This is a genomic window from Ruegeria sp. BG8, assembly GCF_056538325.1.
In genome coordinates, this window is record NZ_JBQFSZ010000001.1 from 361651 (window position 1) to 377872 (window position 16222).

The following is a 16222-nucleotide window of genomic DNA, read 5'->3' on the forward strand; positions in this document are numbered from 1 at the left end:
GGGTGATTGCCTCTCCATTCACCGCACCCTAAACATTGCCACGAACCATCGGAGAATTGCCGCAATGACCACCGCCGCCATCATTGTCGCCGCCGGGCGCGGACTGCGTGCCGGAGGTGGCATCCCAAAGCAGTGGCGCGCGCTGGCAGGACGTCGCGTGGCCGACTGGACAATCGACAGGTTTCGCGGCGCGGTCGATCATATTGTCCTTGTGTTGTCAGAGGACGATGCGGACGCTTGGGCGGAATTCCAAGGCACCGATCTGCTATTGGCAAAAGGCGGTGAGGATCGGGCAGGCTCTGTTCGCAACGGCCTGAGCGCTTTAGCAGATTTAGGGATCACCTATGTGCTGATTCACGATGTAGCTCGCCCGTGTGTTAACCCTCAGATCATCCGAGATGTACTGACCGCTCTGGAAACAAACCCCGCAGCCGCTCCGGGACTGGCCGTTACCGATGCGCTCTGGACCGGGGACGGAACCTTTGTGACCGGCACTCGGGATCGGGCCGGCCTTTACGCGGCGCAAACGCCGCAGGGGTTTCACTATGATGCCATTTCGGCTGCCCATATGTCCTACGACGGAAACGCCGCCGACGATGTCGAGGTCGCGCGGGCAGCAGGATTGGATGTGGCCATTATTCCGGGTGACCCTGACAATCTCAAAATAACCAGACCCGAGGATTTTGCCCGGGCAGAACGCATAATGGGAACGAATATGGATGTAAGGCTGGGCAATGGGTACGACGTGCACCGGTTTGGCGAAGGGGATCACGTGATCCTCTGCGGTGTCAAAGTGCCTCACAACCGCTCGTTACAAGGGCACTCGGATGCAGATGTCGGAATGCACGCCGTCACGGATGCGATCTACGGGGCGTTGGCGCAAGGTGATATCGGTCAGCATTTCCCCCCGTCCGACCCAAAATGGAAAGGCACCGACAGCGCGGTTTTCCTGCGTCACGCGATCCAGTTGGCCGACCAAATGGGATACCGCATCTCAAATGTGGACTGCACACTGGTTTGCGAATTTCCAAAAATTGGACCGCACGCCGCGGCCATGCAGAACGAAATGGCAAAGATCATGGAGTTGCGCGCCGATCAGGTCTCAATCAAGGCAACGACATCCGAGAGGCTGGGTTTTACGGGTCGTGGTGAGGGGATTGCCTCGCTGGCGACAGCATGTCTGGTGAAATCATGAACGCGGCGCGACTGATCGGTACCGTTGGTGGCGTCGGATACCTGCGCCCCGCACCTGGGACTTGGGGGTCATTGGCCGCCCTGCCCTTGGCATGGCTTTTACACGTTATTGGCGGCTTCCCCCTGCTGGCGATCGGAACCTTGGCCGCATTTTTCGGCGGCCTCTGGGCAACGCGGATCATGACAGCAGGACAAAAAGACCATGACCCGTCTGAGATCGTGATCGACGAGGTTGCGGGCCAGTTTATCGCGATCTGGGCTATCTCTTATCCCTCCTGGGCGCACGGGATCGAAATCACGGCACTGTGGCCCGGCTGGGTCGCCGGGTTTTTGCTGTTCCGTTTGTTCGATATCACCAAACCCGGCCCTGTGGGCTGGGCTGACCGTCGGGGTGATCCCTTAGGTGTTATGCTGGATGACGTTATTGCCGGAATTTTCGCTGCCATAGGTGTGCTTGTTATGGCCGGAATATCTCATGGAGTGCTGGGCTTATGACCGTCGCTGAACTGTTGGACCACGCGCGGGCGCAAGGGAAAATGATCGCGACCGCCGAAAGCTGTACAGGAGGAATGGTTGCAGCCGCTTTGACGGACATCCCCGGCAGCTCAGCCGTTGTTGAACGGGGCTTTGTGACATACACCAACACCGCCAAACAGCAAATGCTGGGTGTGAAGGCCGAAACACTCGAAGCCAACGGAGCAGTGTCGGAAGAAGTTGCACACGAAATGGCAGCTGGGGCGCTCGCCAATTCCAATGCGCAAATCGCCGTATCCGTCACCGGCATCGCTGGCCCCGGTGGATCAGAGTTCAAACCCGAAGGGCGTGTTTGCTTTGGCTTGGCGATGTCTGGCAGTTCGACAAGAACTGAAACCGTCGAATTCGGTGCGTTGGGCCGTGACCGGGTACGACAGGCAGCGCGCGATCACGCCCTTGACCTTTTGGCGACAGCGCTGTCCGACAACGCGTAGGACGAACAAAACGACCCAAAGGAATTCTGCTTGTGAAAACCCCGCTCCGTCGGCGGCGCTTATTTGCATGCGGCGCGACGAAGGGCTCTACGGGCGTTTGAGCCCTCCAGTAACAACCCAACGCGCTTTTCACTTCGATTAATTTTTCATCTTTTGCGGCCAATAGATGTATAATTAATCATCTTTTTGACAAAAGCCCCATTAATAGGCGCAAAAAATCGCAACTGCCTCTTTTTTCCTCACCCTCAATCCGCTTCAAGCCCCGCCACGCAAGCTGAAGAGGAGAGCGGCCGATGAATGGAGCCGATACCGCCTGGATCATAGTTGCAACTGCACTGGTCCTGTTCATGACACTGCCGGGCCTTGCCCTTTTTTACGGCGGTCTCGTTCGCGCTCGAAACGTACTCAGTGTGTTCATGCATTGCTTTAGCATAGCCTGTTTGATGAGCATTCTTTGGCTGGTCGCAGGGTATTCAATTGCGTTCGGCGATGGTGGATCAGGTCTTTGGGGTGGTTTGGGCAAAGCGTTCCTCAACGGCGTCGACGCAGACAGCCTGTCCGGCAACCTGCCCGAGATCCTGTTCTTTGCGTTCCAGATGACGTTTGCCATCATAACTCCGGCGCTGATCGTCGGAGCGTACGTGGAACGTGTAGGCTTTGGCTTTGTTCTGACATTCTCAGCCCTATGGATGCTGCTGTGCTATGCGCCGGTCGTTCACTGGATCTGGGGTGGTGGTATCCTGACCGATGGCGGCATTCTGGGTGAAGTTGGCGTACGCGACTTTGCCGGTGGAATTGTTGTGCACGAGACCGCCGGTCTGGCCGCGCTGATCATTGCCATTGTACTTGGCCCGCGCCGAAACCGCACGACGCCGCCGCACAATCCGGGTTTCGTGATGATTGGGGCTGCGATGCTTTGGGTCGGCTGGTTCGGGTTTAACGGCGGCTCGCAACTGGCTGCTGATGGTGGTGCAGCAATGGCGATGACCGTAACGCATATCTCGGCGGCGACGGCCTCGCTGACATGGGCGCTGTGGGAGCGGATCAAATACGGCAAAGCCTCGATGGTGGGTCTGGTCACCGGCACAATCGCCGGTCTGGCTTCGATCACCCCGGCCTCGGGCTATGTCGATCCGGTTCAGGCGCTGATCATTGGTGCCGTCGCAGGCGTGCTTTGCCAAGAGGCCGTCAACGTGATCCGCAACTTGCTGAACATCGACGACACGCTGGACGTCTTTGCGGTGCATGGCGTCGGTGGAATTTTTGGCACGATCATGATTGCCGCCTTTGGTCTGGGCGCATGGACCGCCCAGTTGGGTGGGCTGGTAATCGTGGGTGCCTTTACGTCAGTTGTCACCTTTGTGCTCATTAAGGCGGTTGCGCTTGTCACACCGCTTCGCGTAGACGCCGAGACCGAGACAAACGGGCTCGATCTGTCGGTACACCGCGAACGAGCTTATGACATGAGCAGCTAAGCCCACCTTAGTGCTCGGCCCGAAAGGGCTTTGGCGGACCTCCGATAAGGGGTCCGCTTTTCTTTTGGGCCCCCTCTCGACTCCGGGTGCGCTGGCAGGCTATCAGCCCGCAACGTGTTTTCAGCCCAGAGGTTTACACCATGATCCCCAGCTCTTTCCCCGACAGCACCGAAATCGCCCGCCTGACCGCGCGGATGCTGCTGGAGATCAAGGCCGTCCATTTCAACGCGCGCGAGCCGTTCACACTGGCCTCGGGTCTGCCCAGCCCGACCTATATCGACTGCCGCAAGCTGATCTCATACCCGCGTATCCGCTCGACCCTGATGGACTTCCTGACCGTCACAGTGATGCGGGACGCCGGGTTCGAGGCGTTCGACAACATTGCCGGTGGCGAAACGGCGGGCATCCCCTTTGCCGCCATGGTGGCGGAACGGATGGCACTGCCGATGACCTATGTGCGCAAGAAGCCCAAAGGCTACGGTCGCAACGCCCGTATCGAAGGCGCGATGGGCGAAGGCGAGCGTGTGCTGCTGGTCGAAGACCTGACCACAGATGGCGGATCGAAACTGTCGTTCGTCGATGCAATCCGCGAAACCGGTGCCACCTGCGGGCATACAGCGGTGATCTTCTACTACGGTATTTTCCCTGAGACCGAGAAAACCCTTGGCGACCACGGTGTGAAACTGCACAGCCTGTGCACTTGGTGGGATGTTCTGGCAGAAGCTAAGGCACAGAAAGCGTTCGACAAAGAGACGCTGGATGGGGTCGAAGCCTTCCTCAACGACCCGCGTGGATGGCAGGAAGCCAACAAATCTTCTTAAAACACCTGTGCATAAGCTGGGGGTAACTTGGCATAGAATCGCCTTTGGACGGCTTGCATCTAGTGTCGGCGCCTCGATGCCGCACTAAATGTTGCGCCACGAGATATTCTTTGGCAAGGTTGTCCAAACTTATCCCAAGCTGAAGTCGAGTTATACGCCACTTATCTTCAGAGATTTACAGATGGCCCAACGGGTGCCGGATTGATTAGAACTGTCGAACGGGCAGCGGGGACAAAATGAACGAGATAAGCAGTATCGAGCAGGCAGCGGCGCAGATTCAGAACGCCGAAACCATGCCGCATTCCATTGAGGCCGAACAGCAGCTTCTGGGTGCGATCCTGACCAACAATGATCTCTATGATCGGGTTGCGTCGATCATCGGGGCCGAGCATTTCTATGATCCGGTCCACGCCCGCATCTATGAGGTGGCAGCCAACCGCATCGCCAAGAATGCGCTGGCCTCGCCCGTGACGCTCAAATCCTTCATGGCCGAGGATGAGGGCCTGAAAGAGCTGGGCGGCCCCGCCTATCTGGTCAAACTGGCCGGGGCTTCGATCAGTGCGTTCGCGGTGCATGACTATGCCCAGATGATCTATGACCTCGCCATCCGGCGCGAGCTGATCCGTCTGGGTCGAGACATTTCGGACAAGGCGGCGCGGGTTGATGTCTCCAGCGAGCCTAAGGAACAGATCGTCGAGGCCGAGCAACAGCTTTATCAGTTATCCGAGCAGGGCCAGACCGAACAGGGATTTCAATCCTTCCTCAAGGCGGTCACAGAAGCCGTCAACGTCACCAACGAAGCGTATCAACGCGGTGGTGGCATGGCGGGGATTTCCACCGGTCTGGCCGACTTGGACAAACAGCTTGGGGGGCTGCACCCGTCCGACCTGATCATTCTGGCCGGTCGTCCGTCGATGGGTAAAACCTCGCTTGCGACGAACGTGGCGTTCAACGTCGCCAAAGCCTATAAACGCGGCACAAGATCGGACGGGTCCGAGGGGGCCGTAGACGGTGGTGTGGTCGGGTTCTTTTCGTTGGAGATGAGCGCCGAGCAGTTGGCCGGCCGGGTTCTGGCCGAAGCCTCGGAGATCTCCAGCCACAAAATCCGTCAGGGTGACATGACCGAGGCCGAATTCCGCCGCTTCGTGGACGCCGCGAAAGAGCTGGAAGCCTGCCCCCTGTTCATCGACGACACCCCGGCCCTGCCGATCTCACAACTTGCAGCCCGCGCGCGGCGGTTGAAGCGGACACATGGTCTGGACCTTCTGGTGATCGACTATCTGCAGCTATGCCGCGGCATGTCCGATAACCGTGTCAACGAGATCGCCGAGATTTCGATGGGCATGAAAGCCATAGCCAAGGAACTTAACATCCCGGTCATCGCCCTTTCGCAGTTGTCGCGTCAGGTGGAAAACCGCGACGACAAGCGCCCGCAACTGTCTGACCTGCGGGAATCGGGTTCGATCGAGCAAGACGCCGACGTCGTGATGTTCGTGTTCCGCGAGGAATACTACAAAGAACGCGAAAAGCCCGGCGATCACGAGCTGGAAAAGATGGAAGAGTGGAAGCAAGCCATGGAACGCCTGCATGGCAAGGCCGAAGTCATTGTCGGTAAGCAGCGCCACGGCCCCATCGGTACAGTTGAACTGTCTTTCGAGGCGCAATTCACCCGCTTCGGAAACCTCGTGAAACCTTGGCAACAGGGTGGCGAGATCGAAGGTTACTGATCTACCAAAGCTCGGCTCGATTGAATGCTGGAACGCATCTGGATGGACCAATCAGGTCCGTCGCATCGCTGCTAAACGACTGCCCCAACCACCCAAACGGCATACTCAAAGGGAAAGGCGGGCGGATATTCTGATCAGACACCTGCTGAAACCCGGTTTTTCCGTAATAAGCTGGATCGCCGTAGGTCACCAGGTAATCTGCGCCACCAGAGCGCATTTGATCCAATCCGAAGCGGATTAGACTTTGCCCAATGCCAGTTTTTTGCCGATCGGTCCGCACTGCGACCGGTGACAACAAAAACACCTGTCGCGGATCGTCATCAAAGTAAAGCGGCGAAAAGAAAATACCGCCTGCTATTTCCTTGGCGTCCCACGCAATAAAGCAAGACAGTTCGCCCTTAGGCGTAGTCGCCATCAAGTCGCTAACTAGCGTTTTGATCACGCGCCCTTCATCGACCCCTTCGGATGCGGCGAATACGTCGCCAAATAGCGTTGCAAGCCGTGACTCATGCCCGGCGAATCCGGATGAAAATTCGGGCATCATGCTTCCAACTCCTTCTGACACAACCTTGTTGAGCGATTCACCTTTCGCAAAGCGGTTGATCACAGGATTAACACAATGGCGACAACGGATTAACTGTCGTTTTTTCGCCGCTCACGGCATACCAAAAGGCTGTAAGTTGCCCATGATCCGACCAAAGGCAGCAATAATCGGCACCTACCCCCTTGACCTGCCGATATCCAATGTCATGAACAGAGCCATGAGTACTGCACGTTTGACGATCAACCTTCGGGCGCTGGCCAGCAACTGGCATGCGCTGGATGCAAAAACAGATGTTGAGACCGGAGCCGTGGTCAAAGCCGATGCTTATGGCCTCGGTGCTGGACCCGTTTCGGATACGCTTGCAGAAGAAGGTGTGCGCAAGTTCTTTGTGGCCGCCGCAGAAGAAGGTGCTGCCGTACGCGAAGCCGTAGGCCCTGGTCCCATGATCGCTGTGTTCTCGGGCCATATGGAGGGCGACACCGAACTGCTTCGTGGGCATGACCTGACACCTCTTTTAAACTCGCCCGAGCAGTTTCAACGCCACGAACAAGCACTTCCGGCGCACCCATTCGGCATTCAACTGGACAGCGGTATGAACCGGTTGGGTCTGGAACCCGCCGATTGGACAGAATTGCGTCCACGGACCGAGGCAATGAACCCGGTCGTTATAATGTCCCACCTCGCTTGTTCGGACGAACCCGACCATCCAATGAACCAACAGCAACTGCGCGCGTTCCGCGAAATGACGGATGGCGTTAAAGCACAGCGGTCCCTTGCTGCGACTGGGGGAATGCTGTTGGGCTCAGAATACCATTTCGATTTCTGCCGCCCCGGTGTTGGACTTTATGGTGGCTTGCCGTTCGCCGAAGCCAAGCCCGTGGTCACCGTCGACTTGCCTGTTATTCAGGTTCGCGAATTGGCCGAAGGTGAAACCGTTGGTTATGGCAATACCTGGATGGCGCGTCGCCCCTCGCGCATTGCGACGGTTGCGGCGGGATATGCGGATGGCCTGCACCGCGCAATCGGCGGTGGCATTGACGCCTTTGCGGGTGACCAGCCCTGCCCCGTTGTCGGGCGCATCTCGATGGATCTGATCACCGTTGATGTCACCGATCTGCCTTCAGACCCAGAGCGCTTGCGCATCCTGAACGGCCACCAAACGGTTGATGATCTTGCCGAAGCCGCGGGTACCATCGGTTACGAAATCCTGACCTCGCTGGGTGCGCGATATTCACGGGGCTACGTGGAATGAACCCTTTGGATATGCTGGGGGGTCTGGGCCGCGCGATCCTGACCCTGCTTGCCACGTTCGGCAAGGTAGCGATGTTTGCGGCTGACGCGATCTCGCATATCTTCCGCCCCCCGTACTACCCGCGTGAGTTTGCTCTGGCGCTTATGAACGTGGGCTGGCTATCCTTACCTGTTGTTGGCCTTACAGCAATCTTCACCGGCGGCGCGCTGGCCTTGCAAATCTATGCAGGCGGGGCACGTTTCAACGCCGAGGCCGTAGTACCTCAAATCGTCGCCATCGGTATGGTCCGAGAGCTGGGCCCAGTTCTGGTTGGCCTGATGATCGCAGCCCGCGTGACCTCTTCGATCGCGGCGGAAATCGCCACGATGAAAGTGACCGAGCAGATTGACGCGTTGGTCACCTTGTCCACGCATCCGATGAAATACCTTACCGCACCCCGCGTTCTGGCTGCTTTGATCACGGTGCCTATGCTCGTTGGCATCGGTGACATTATCGGCATTGCCGGCGGCTATGTGGTGGCGACCCAGAATCTGGGGTTCAATGCTGCAACCTACCTGTTGAACACCGTCAATTTTCTGGAAACCCGCGACATCGTCTCATCTCTGGTAAAGGGTGCTGCATTCGGCCTGATCGCAGCCGTCATGGGGTGCTACTACGGAATGAATTCCGGCCGCGGTGCACAGGGCGTGGGCCGGGCTACCAAGTCGTCGGTTGAGGCCGCTGCGATCATGATTCTTGCGGCCAACTTCATTCTCACAGGGGTATTTTTCTCGTTATGATCCGGCTGGAGAATGTTCATAAGGCGTTTGACGAAAACCGCGTGCTGCAGGGTATGAACCTTGAGATACCCAGGGGCACGTCGATGGTCATCATCGGAGGGTCCGGTACGGGCAAATCTGTGGCGCTGAAATGTATCCTCGGCCTGATCAAACCGGACAGCGGTATGATTTATGTCGACGGCAAAGATGCCAGTAAAGGAGACCGCGACGCGTTTTTGGCGCGCTTCGGGATGCTGTTTCAAGGGGCTGCGCTGTTTGACTCGCTGCCCGTCTGGCAAAACGTCGCCTTCCGCCTGCTGCGCGGCCCGCTCAAACGCCCTGCCGATTACGCGCGCGAGATTGCCATCGACAAACTGCGCCGTGTGGGTCTGAAATCCGACGTCGCTGACCGTTTTCCGTCCGAGCTGTCGGGCGGAATGCAAAAGCGCGTCGGCCTCGCCCGCGCCATCGCCGCCGAGCCAGAGATCATCTTCTTTGACGAGCCAACCACAGGGTTGGACCCGATCATGTCCGGCGTCATCAACGACCTGATCCGCGAAATCGTGACCGAAATGGGCGCGACCGCCATGACCATCACCCACGACATGAGTTCCGTCCGCGCGATTGCCGACAACGTCGCCATGCTGCACGGAGGCGTCATCCAATGGACCGGCCCAGTCAGTCAAATGGATACGTCGGGTGATCCTTATGTCGAGCAGTTCATCAGCGGCAGTGCTGAGGGGCCGATTGAGGCGGTGCGGTGAAAATGAGCCTTCGAGTGGATCAAGACGTAGAACGCCAAGTTTGGGATTTGATTTTTCCCTACGCGTCTCGAATGACCGCGAAAGTGCGTAAGGCTGACACCAAGTTTGTTCACTATACTAGTGCCGAAGCTGCATTGAGTATTATTAGGAACAATGAAGTTTGGATGAGGAGTGCAGTTGTTATGAACGACTTCTCGGAAATCCAGCACGGAGAGAATTGTCTTCTCGAAGCATGGAACACGGTAAAACTTGGGGAAAGGGTTAGGTCAACTCTAAACAGACTTCGTGAGGGCTTGGGCCAACAACTGGAACATATGCTCAATGAACGCAGCATAGAGCGCAAAACTCAGAGTTACCTAATCTCTATTTCTGAGCATGGTGATGTCGATAGCACCGAAGACCAATTCGGTCGTCTGTCGATGTGGCGAGCATATGGGGGGGATACAAATGTGGCCTTCGTATTCAAAAACTCTCCCTTCATATCAGAAAACAACGCGCTGAACGCTTTTACCTCTCCTGTACTTCATAGTGCTGTGAGTGACTTCCCTCTTCATTTCTTGGAAGTCGTCGAAAACCTTGAAAACCATTTTGAGGTTCTCAAGAAACTTGCGCCGGATGATCTGGTGAATCGACTTTTTAATGCAATTCACTTTGCGATTTTGTCCACCAAGCACCCTGGCTTTGCAGAAGAACGAGAATGGCGCGTAGTACATTCTCCAACGCTTTGGCCATCGGAAAAACTGGAGCAGTCTGTTCAATGTATTAACGGCGTACCGCAAAAGATTTTTAAGCTTAAGCTCAAAAACTACCCTGATGAAGGCTTTGTGGGGGCCACAATACCGGAGCTTTTACGCGAAGTAATTGTGGGTCCGACTCAGTACCCTTATCCAATTTACGATGCTCTTACGTATGAACTTAGTTTGGCTGGGGTCGAGAATGCGCGGAACAAGGTAAAAATATCCAACATACCGCTACGCAAGTAAGCTTTTATGACCCTCCGCCTCGCCACCCTCTCGCTCCTGATCCTCTATCCTATCGCGTGGTTCGCCCCGCTGATGCGCGCGGGCCTCCTTCCGATCTTCGGCCTCAGCGAAATCAGCGTCATCACCGGCCTGCAATCCCTATGGAAGTCCGACGTCTTCCTGGCGCTGGTGGTCACCGTCTTTGCCCTCGTCGCGCCCTTTGTCAAAACAATCGGCACCGCGCTGATCCAATGGAACCTGATGGACCCGCGCGTTCAGCCCGCGCTGAACATCCTCGGCAAGCTGGCCATGGCCGACATTTTCCTGATCGCGCTTTACATCACACTGGCCAAGGGCATCTCTTACGCCACCATTGAAACGGCCTGGGGGCTTTACCTGTTTACCGGGTGCATTCTGGCCTCACTGGCCTTGGGACATATTACAGAGATGACATCCGCCTCACGAAAAGCTTAGTTCTAATTGATTGAAAACATTTACCCAAGTATCATCTTAATATTTCGAGCAGCAACAAATTGTAGTTTCCGGGTCCGTAGCGGATCAACTTGTGTGTGTTAATTCCCCCTCCGCTTCGGCCCGGTTTGTACCGGTTCGGAAAGGAGTTCGACACCCATGGCCGCCCTCCATAACATAACATTGCAATTCCAGAATGCCTTTTTAAAGCTGACTTTTTTCATGATCTGCGCGGCGGCACTTTTAGCCGTGACAACGACCATTTTATCCGCATCCGGAGTATTGCCCTGGTTATCCATGCAAGCCGCATTTGGCGCGGCGCCTGCCATTGATGCTGGCATGTTCATTCAGATCGGCGTGACCGCACTGATTCTCATGCTGGCCTTCTATCTTCCTGCGAACGGGCGGATGATGGCGTTGGAAAACACCCACCGCAAGTTCGCGCTGAATATGCAGGACGTCACTTACGCCTATCAGCTGGCCCATGCGGCAGACCGTGGTGACACGTTCCTCATGTCGTCGGAGTTCGATGCCGTGAAAGAACGAATGGCATTTCTGCGCCATCACCCGGACTTGCAATCGCTGGAGCCCGAGATACTTGAGATCGCTGCGCAAATGAGCCAAATCAGCCAAGAGCTGGCGGATACCTACAGCGATACGCGTGTCGCGCGTGCACGCATGTTCCTGCAACAGCGTCAGGAAGAGATCGAACAGTTCCAGCAGAGGATCGGTGACGCTCAGGTCATTCAACAAGAGCTTCGCCAGTGGACCCGCGACGTCGAAGTCGAGGAATCCATTGCGAAATCACAGCTCGCCCGCCTGCGTGACGAATTGTTCGAACTCTTGCCCGAACTGTCGACACAGCTTCAGGCACCAACCGAAGACCGCGGTTCAACCGAAGGCAGCGTTATCGCAATGTCCCCCCCTCGCGCTGCTGAATAGGCGCGATAGCGCCCGCTGTGCCCGACGGCCCATAGGGCCCGAGGGCACGGCGCACCATCGGCGGAGATGAAAGCCCGCGAGGGCTTGAAGAACCGCCCGACCTCAGGCACCAAAGGCCGCATGGCAAAGACAAGTTTTTCATGCACCGCCTGTGGCGCTACTCATTCCCGCTGGTCCGGACGATGCGACGGTTGCGGTGAGTGGAACACCATCTCACAAGATGTCCCCCTTTCGGCAGGGCCCGCAAAGAAATCCCTTGGCGGCAAACGGGGCCAGACCATCGCACTCACGGACCTGTCGACCGAGGAAAGTCCGCCGCCCCGCACCCTCTGCGGGGTCGAAGAGTTGGACCGTGTTCTGGGTGGTGGCCTTGTTCCCGCATCTGCCCTTTTGGTCGGTGGGGATCCGGGCATCGGTAAATCCACATTGCTACTGCAAGCAGCGGCCCGTTTCGCACGAGCAGGCGTGAAAACCATCTATGTCTCGGGTGAAGAAGCCAGCGCGCAAGTAAGGATGCGGGCCAGACGTCTTGGATTGGAAGACGCCCCGGTGCAATTGGCTGCCGAAACGAACCTGAGGAACATACTTACAACCCTTGAAGCGGAAAAGCCGGGCCTTGCCATTATCGACTCGATTCAGACGATGTGGGCAGACAATGTCGACAGTGCACCGGGCTCCGTGTCACAAGTACGTGCTGCTGCGCATGAATTGACCACGTTTGCGAAACGATACGGAATCTCAATCATAATGGTCGGACATGTCACCAAAGAGGGTCAGATCGCGGGCCCCAGAGTGGTTGAACATATGGTCGACACGGTGCTGTATTTCGAAGGCGAACGGGGTCATCAATTTCGCATCTTGCGTGCTGTAAAGAACCGATTTGGACCTGCAGATGAAATCGGTGTGTTCGAGATGACCGGCAAGGGATTGGCACAGGTGACCAACCCTTCGGCTTTGTTCCTGTCCGAACGCGGCACGCCAAGCCCAGGTTCAGCGGTGTTCGCCGGGATCGAAGGAACCCGGCCAGTTCTGGTTGAATTACAAGCACTTGTTGCCCCCTCTCCGCATTCTCAACCACGCCGCACAGTGGTTGGGTGGGACAGCGGAAGACTGGCAATGATTCTCGCCGTGCTCGAGGCGCGCTGCGGCGTGCCTTTCACGGGCCTCGACGTATATCTGAACGTCGCTGGTGGTCTAAAGGTATCGGAACCCGCCGCAGACCTTGCCGTCGCTGCCGCTCTGCTCAGCGCGCGCGAAGACACGGCCTTGCCGGCTGACACAGTTGTGTTCGGCGAGATATCCTTGTCAGGGGCTCTCAGGCCCGCTGCACAAACTGAAAACAGGTTGAAAGAAGCCCAAAAACTTGGTTTCACATCAGCCATAGCTCCGGCAGGTGGAAAAACCGGCACTGTGGCAGGTCTGACACTCACCCGACCCTCTGATTTAGTAGGGTTTGTTGGCGAAACCTTCGGAGCAGGTTAAGATAACGCCTTGAGAGGCTGAAAAAAATACAGGCGAGGGCCATGGAAGGTTTTACAATTATTGACGGGGTGGTTGCCCTGATCATCGTGGTGTCGGGCCTGTTGGCCTATTCCCGCGGTCTTTTACGAGAGATTTTGGCCATCGCAGGATGGGTTGCTGCAGCCGTTCTGGCGTTCATTTTCGCGCCCCAAGCGGTTCCACTGATAAAAGAAGTCCCGGTCGTCGGAGACTTTTTGCGCGACAGCTGCGAACTGTCGGTCATCACAGGCTTTGCAGCGGTATTTGCAGTTGCCCTGATCGTGGTCAGCATCTTCACACCGCTGTTTTCCTCGCTGGTGCAACGCTCGGCTCTGGGAGGTCTGGATCAGGCGCTCGGCTTCTTCTTTGGTATTGCGCGCGGCATCCTGCTGGTCGCCATCGCGTTCTTTGTCTACGACACTGTGATGACCGGGCAGTCGTATACCATCGTTGACGAAAGCCGTTCTGCAAAGGTCTTCGAACAGTTCAGCGGTCAGATCGAGGAACAAAATCCAGAAGCGGCGCTTGGCTGGATCACTCAGCAATACGAAGAGCTGGTCGCAAGCTGCGGCAGCGATGCTGCCCCGACCGAAGGTACGGCCCCTGCCGCCGAGGAGCCTGCAGAACCAGCAGCGACGGAATAAAAGAAAAAGCCCGGCTCTGACCGGGCTTTTTTCTTACAGACTTGCGATGACCCTCAGGTAAATCCTTCGCCTGCACAAACTGTGCAGCGGGTATTTTTCAAGCCAAAGCACCCATCACAACGGCTGGAAATCGGTTTTCCATGCACATCACGGCTTTTGACGACTTCACCCGACCCATTACAGATCGGACATGGCGACCGCCCCATCCCGCGGCACTTGTGACACCTGCGTTTGGGTTGTTCTTCCTTCTTTTGGCCCTGCTTGTGCTGCCACATAATAAACCTGCTCAAATTTTCTATTATTAGATCGATTTAAGGGCTCGATTGACAGCATTAAGCACTGCACCTTTCATCTTTTTGTACCGATTGTTGTAAAAACGGCCTGAGGTGAACCCTAATTGTGATCCTTTGATGACACAGCGAACGTAAGGCATTATGTGGGTGCCGAATTGACATGGAATCGGAGCTGCCGATCTTGCTGTATGTGTATTCTGTCACGCAGACGCCTAACCAAGGCTGCGCGTGTGTACTGAACGCCATTGAGACCGACATACAGTCAGCTGCCGCCAAGCGCTCGCTTCGAATACTGTCACGAACCACAACGTCCTAGAAATTGGAGCCCGTACATGTGTGGGATTTTGGGGATCGCAAGCAGAACGCATGATGTGTTTGCGGAAATCTACGACGGGCTGCTGATGCTGCAGCATCGGGGTCAAGATGCCTCGGGGATTGTCACCTATACCGGAGAGTTCTTTCGCGAGAAAAAAGCCAACGGGCTGGTGAAAGACGTCTTCAACGCCAAGGACGCAGAGACCCTGTTGGGAAAGGTCGGGATTGGGCATGTACGCTATCCCACGGCCGGATCCCTCAGCGCATCCGAGGCGCAGCCGTTCTTCGTGAACGCACCTTATGGCATCTACCTTGTACATAACGGTAACATCACCAACACCGCCGCGCAGCGTGAAAAGGTCACCGGTAAATACAGCCGTCATCTGCGAACAACGTCCGATTCAGAGATCCTGCTGAACGTGCTTGCGGACAAAGTCGCAGATGCGATCAAGGTCAACGGCAACGCCGAACCCATCCGTAACATCTTTGCCGGTGTAAAGATGACGATGGAGCGTATCCAGGGCGCATACTCGGTCATTTGTCTGATCGCGGGCGTTGGCATGCTGGCCTTCCGCGACCCGCACGGTATTCGCCCCCTGTCCGTTGCGATCCGCAAGACGGACATGGCGGGTGATGACTATGCGTTCGCGTCCGAAGACGTGGCCTTTGGCATTAACGGCTTTGATAAGCTGCGCGACTTGCGCCCTGGTGAGGCGATCCTGATCGACCTTGACGGCAACATGCATGAATTCCAGGCCGTCGAAGGTAAGCTTACACCTTGTATCTTTGAATACGTCTACCTCGCACGCCCGGATTCACTGCTGGACGGTGTGTCGGTCTATAAGACCCAGATGCGCATGGGCCAGACGCTGGCCAAACAAATCCAGGACTCAGGCCTACAGATCGACCGGATCATACCCGTGCCCGATAGCGCCCGACCGGTCGCACTGGAAGCAGCCAAGATAACCGGCATTCCATACCGTGAAGGACTGGTAAAGAACCGCTATGTCGGACGAACCTTCATTATGCCCGGACAGGCAGAGCGTCAGAAATCCGTGCGTCGAAAACTGAACGCTGTACCGCTGGAGTTTGATGGGCATAACGTGCTGCTGATTGATGACTCGATCGTGCGCGGCAACACCATCAAGAAAATCGTCCAGATGTGCCGCGAGGCTGGCGCGAAGAAAGTCTATATCGCCAGTGCCTCACCGCCTGTGAAATACCCAAATGTCTATGGCATCGACATGCCGACCAAGCACGAGCTGATCGCGAACGGAAAAGACATCGAAGAGATCCGGCAGGAATTGGGAGCAGATGCCCTGTTTTACCAACATCTCGACGATCTAATATGGGCCGCCAAAGAAGGCAACCCAGAGATAGAGGCATTCGATTGCTCGTGTTTTGATGGAAAATACATCACCGGCAGCGTCAGCGAAGACTATCTGGATACGCTTGAGAACAGCAGCCGTGTCAGCAAAAAACGCGAAGACATGCAGGTGCCCGGTGGGTCATGGAACGCGGCCAAGCTGGCCTCGGGTTAAAGGGAAGAGAGCGAATAAAATGCGCTTCAACCCCGACGCCAGATGTGCGTC

16 protein-coding genes are annotated in these 16222 nt (G+C 56.4%); 15 read left to right on the forward strand and 1 reads right to left on the reverse strand.

Annotation, left to right across the window (positions count from 1 at the left end; all coding sequences use genetic code 11):
* The first annotated feature begins 64 nt into the window (after nucleotides 1–64).
* The 6 genes from ACR0DG_RS01810 to ACR0DG_RS01835 all read left to right on the forward strand — a co-directional run bounded on the left by ACR0DG_RS01810 (nucleotide 65) and on the right by ACR0DG_RS01835 (nucleotide 6185).
* On the forward strand, nucleotides 65–1195 hold the full coding sequence (locus ACR0DG_RS01810; protein WP_480693741.1) for a bifunctional 2-C-methyl-D-erythritol 4-phosphate cytidylyltransferase/2-C-methyl-D-erythritol 2,4-cyclodiphosphate synthase: 1131 nt from the start codon (nucleotides 65–67) through the stop codon (nucleotides 1193–1195).
* Nucleotides 1192–1689 (forward strand): phosphatidylglycerophosphatase A family protein, encoded by a 498-nt coding sequence (locus ACR0DG_RS01815; protein ID WP_480694963.1) that lies wholly within the window; start codon nucleotides 1192–1194, stop codon nucleotides 1687–1689. The genes ACR0DG_RS01810 and ACR0DG_RS01815 overlap by 4 nt, the downstream gene beginning before the upstream one ends.
* Entirely contained in the window at nucleotides 1686–2162 is a 477-nt protein-coding gene (locus tag ACR0DG_RS01820) for a CinA family protein (RefSeq protein WP_480693743.1), read from the forward strand. Before ACR0DG_RS01815 ends, ACR0DG_RS01820 begins: the two co-directional genes overlap by 4 nt.
* Nucleotides 2163–2455: 293 nt before the next feature.
* A complete protein-coding gene (locus ACR0DG_RS01825; RefSeq protein ID WP_480693745.1) occupies nucleotides 2456–3637 on the forward strand; it encodes an ammonium transporter in 1182 nt (393 codons plus the stop codon).
* 140 nt (nucleotides 3638–3777) lie between these two features.
* A complete protein-coding gene (locus ACR0DG_RS01830; RefSeq protein WP_480693747.1) occupies nucleotides 3778–4458 on the forward strand; it encodes an orotate phosphoribosyltransferase in 681 nt (226 codons plus the stop codon).
* Nucleotides 4459–4694: 236 nt separating this feature from the next.
* Nucleotides 4695–6185: a replicative DNA helicase gene (locus tag ACR0DG_RS01835; protein WP_480693749.1), complete on the forward strand. Its 1491-nt coding sequence runs from the start codon at nucleotides 4695–4697 to the stop codon at nucleotides 6183–6185.
* Between the two features lies 1 nt (nucleotide 6186).
* Here the strand turns inward: ACR0DG_RS01835 and ACR0DG_RS01840 are convergent, their stop codons facing one another.
* A complete protein-coding gene (locus ACR0DG_RS01840; protein ID WP_480693752.1) occupies nucleotides 6187–6729 on the reverse strand; it encodes a GNAT family N-acetyltransferase in 543 nt (180 codons plus the stop codon).
* Between the two features lie 217 nt (nucleotides 6730–6946).
* Between ACR0DG_RS01840 and alr the strand changes: the two genes are divergently transcribed.
* The 9 genes from alr to purF all read left to right on the forward strand — a co-directional run bounded on the left by alr (nucleotide 6947) and on the right by purF (nucleotide 16171).
* A complete protein-coding gene (gene alr, locus ACR0DG_RS01845; RefSeq protein ID WP_480693753.1) occupies nucleotides 6947–7981 on the forward strand; it encodes an alanine racemase in 1035 nt (344 codons plus the stop codon).
* On the forward strand, nucleotides 7978–8760 hold the full coding sequence (locus ACR0DG_RS01850) for an MlaE family ABC transporter permease (RefSeq protein ID WP_480693755.1): 783 nt from the start codon (nucleotides 7978–7980) through the stop codon (nucleotides 8758–8760). The genes alr and ACR0DG_RS01850 overlap by 4 nt, the downstream gene beginning before the upstream one ends.
* Nucleotides 8757–9503 carry an ABC transporter ATP-binding protein gene (locus ACR0DG_RS01855; protein WP_480693757.1) on the forward strand — a complete coding sequence of 249 codons (747 nt, stop codon included), beginning with the start codon at nucleotides 8757–8759 and terminating at the stop codon, nucleotides 9501–9503. The genes ACR0DG_RS01850 and ACR0DG_RS01855 overlap by 4 nt, the downstream gene beginning before the upstream one ends.
* A gap of 14 nt (nucleotides 9504–9517) precedes the next feature.
* Nucleotides 9518–10486, forward strand: a complete 969-nt coding sequence (locus ACR0DG_RS01860) for a DUF2971 domain-containing protein (RefSeq protein WP_480693758.1) — start codon at nucleotides 9518–9520, stop codon at nucleotides 10484–10486.
* 6 nt (nucleotides 10487–10492) lie between these two features.
* Nucleotides 10493–10939, forward strand: coding sequence for a paraquat-inducible protein A (locus tag ACR0DG_RS01865; protein ID WP_480693760.1), 447 nt, complete (start codon nucleotides 10493–10495; stop codon nucleotides 10937–10939).
* A gap of 156 nt (nucleotides 10940–11095) precedes the next feature.
* The gene (locus ACR0DG_RS01870; protein WP_480693762.1) at nucleotides 11096–11878 is read left to right on the forward strand and encodes a DNA repair protein; all 783 of its coding nucleotides are present in this window, start codon (nucleotides 11096–11098) and stop codon (nucleotides 11876–11878) included.
* Between the two features lie 120 nt (nucleotides 11879–11998).
* On the forward strand, nucleotides 11999–13360 hold the full coding sequence (radA, locus tag ACR0DG_RS01875; protein ID WP_480694965.1) for a DNA repair protein RadA: 1362 nt from the start codon (nucleotides 11999–12001) through the stop codon (nucleotides 13358–13360).
* A gap of 41 nt (nucleotides 13361–13401) precedes the next feature.
* Nucleotides 13402–14022, forward strand: a complete 621-nt coding sequence (locus tag ACR0DG_RS01880) for a CvpA family protein (RefSeq protein WP_480693764.1) — start codon at nucleotides 13402–13404, stop codon at nucleotides 14020–14022.
* Nucleotides 14023–14647: 625 nt separating this feature from the next.
* The gene (purF, locus tag ACR0DG_RS01885) at nucleotides 14648–16171 is read left to right on the forward strand and encodes an amidophosphoribosyltransferase (protein WP_480693766.1); all 1524 of its coding nucleotides are present in this window, start codon (nucleotides 14648–14650) and stop codon (nucleotides 16169–16171) included.
* Nucleotides 16172–16222: the final 51 nt, after the last annotated feature.

Coding starts and splice junctions, on each gene's coding strand:
- ACR0DG_RS01810 (WP_480693741.1), top strand. CDS start 65: ATGACCACCGCCGCCATCATTGTCGCCGCCGGGCGCGGACTGCGTGCC.
- ACR0DG_RS01815 (WP_480694963.1), top strand. CDS start 1,192: ATGAACGCGGCGCGACTGATCGGTACCGTTGGTGGCGTCGGATACCTG.
- ACR0DG_RS01820 (WP_480693743.1), top strand. CDS start 1,686: ATGACCGTCGCTGAACTGTTGGACCACGCGCGGGCGCAAGGGAAAATG.
- ACR0DG_RS01825 (WP_480693745.1), top strand. CDS start 2,456: ATGAATGGAGCCGATACCGCCTGGATCATAGTTGCAACTGCACTGGTC.
- ACR0DG_RS01830 (WP_480693747.1), top strand. CDS start 3,778: ATGATCCCCAGCTCTTTCCCCGACAGCACCGAAATCGCCCGCCTGACC.
- ACR0DG_RS01835 (WP_480693749.1), top strand. CDS start 4,695: ATGAACGAGATAAGCAGTATCGAGCAGGCAGCGGCGCAGATTCAGAAC.
- ACR0DG_RS01840 (WP_480693752.1), bottom strand. CDS start 6,729: ATGATGCCCGAATTTTCATCCGGATTCGCCGGGCATGAGTCACGGCTT.
- alr (WP_480693753.1), top strand. CDS start 6,947: ATGAGTACTGCACGTTTGACGATCAACCTTCGGGCGCTGGCCAGCAAC.
- ACR0DG_RS01850 (WP_480693755.1), top strand. CDS start 7,978: ATGAACCCTTTGGATATGCTGGGGGGTCTGGGCCGCGCGATCCTGACC.
- ACR0DG_RS01855 (WP_480693757.1), top strand. CDS start 8,757: ATGATCCGGCTGGAGAATGTTCATAAGGCGTTTGACGAAAACCGCGTG.
- ACR0DG_RS01865 (WP_480693760.1), top strand. CDS start 10,493: ATGACCCTCCGCCTCGCCACCCTCTCGCTCCTGATCCTCTATCCTATC.
- ACR0DG_RS01870 (WP_480693762.1), top strand. CDS start 11,096: ATGGCCGCCCTCCATAACATAACATTGCAATTCCAGAATGCCTTTTTA.
- radA (WP_480694965.1), top strand. CDS start 11,999: ATGGCAAAGACAAGTTTTTCATGCACCGCCTGTGGCGCTACTCATTCC.
- ACR0DG_RS01880 (WP_480693764.1), top strand. CDS start 13,402: ATGGAAGGTTTTACAATTATTGACGGGGTGGTTGCCCTGATCATCGTG.
- purF (WP_480693766.1), top strand. CDS start 14,648: ATGTGTGGGATTTTGGGGATCGCAAGCAGAACGCATGATGTGTTTGCG.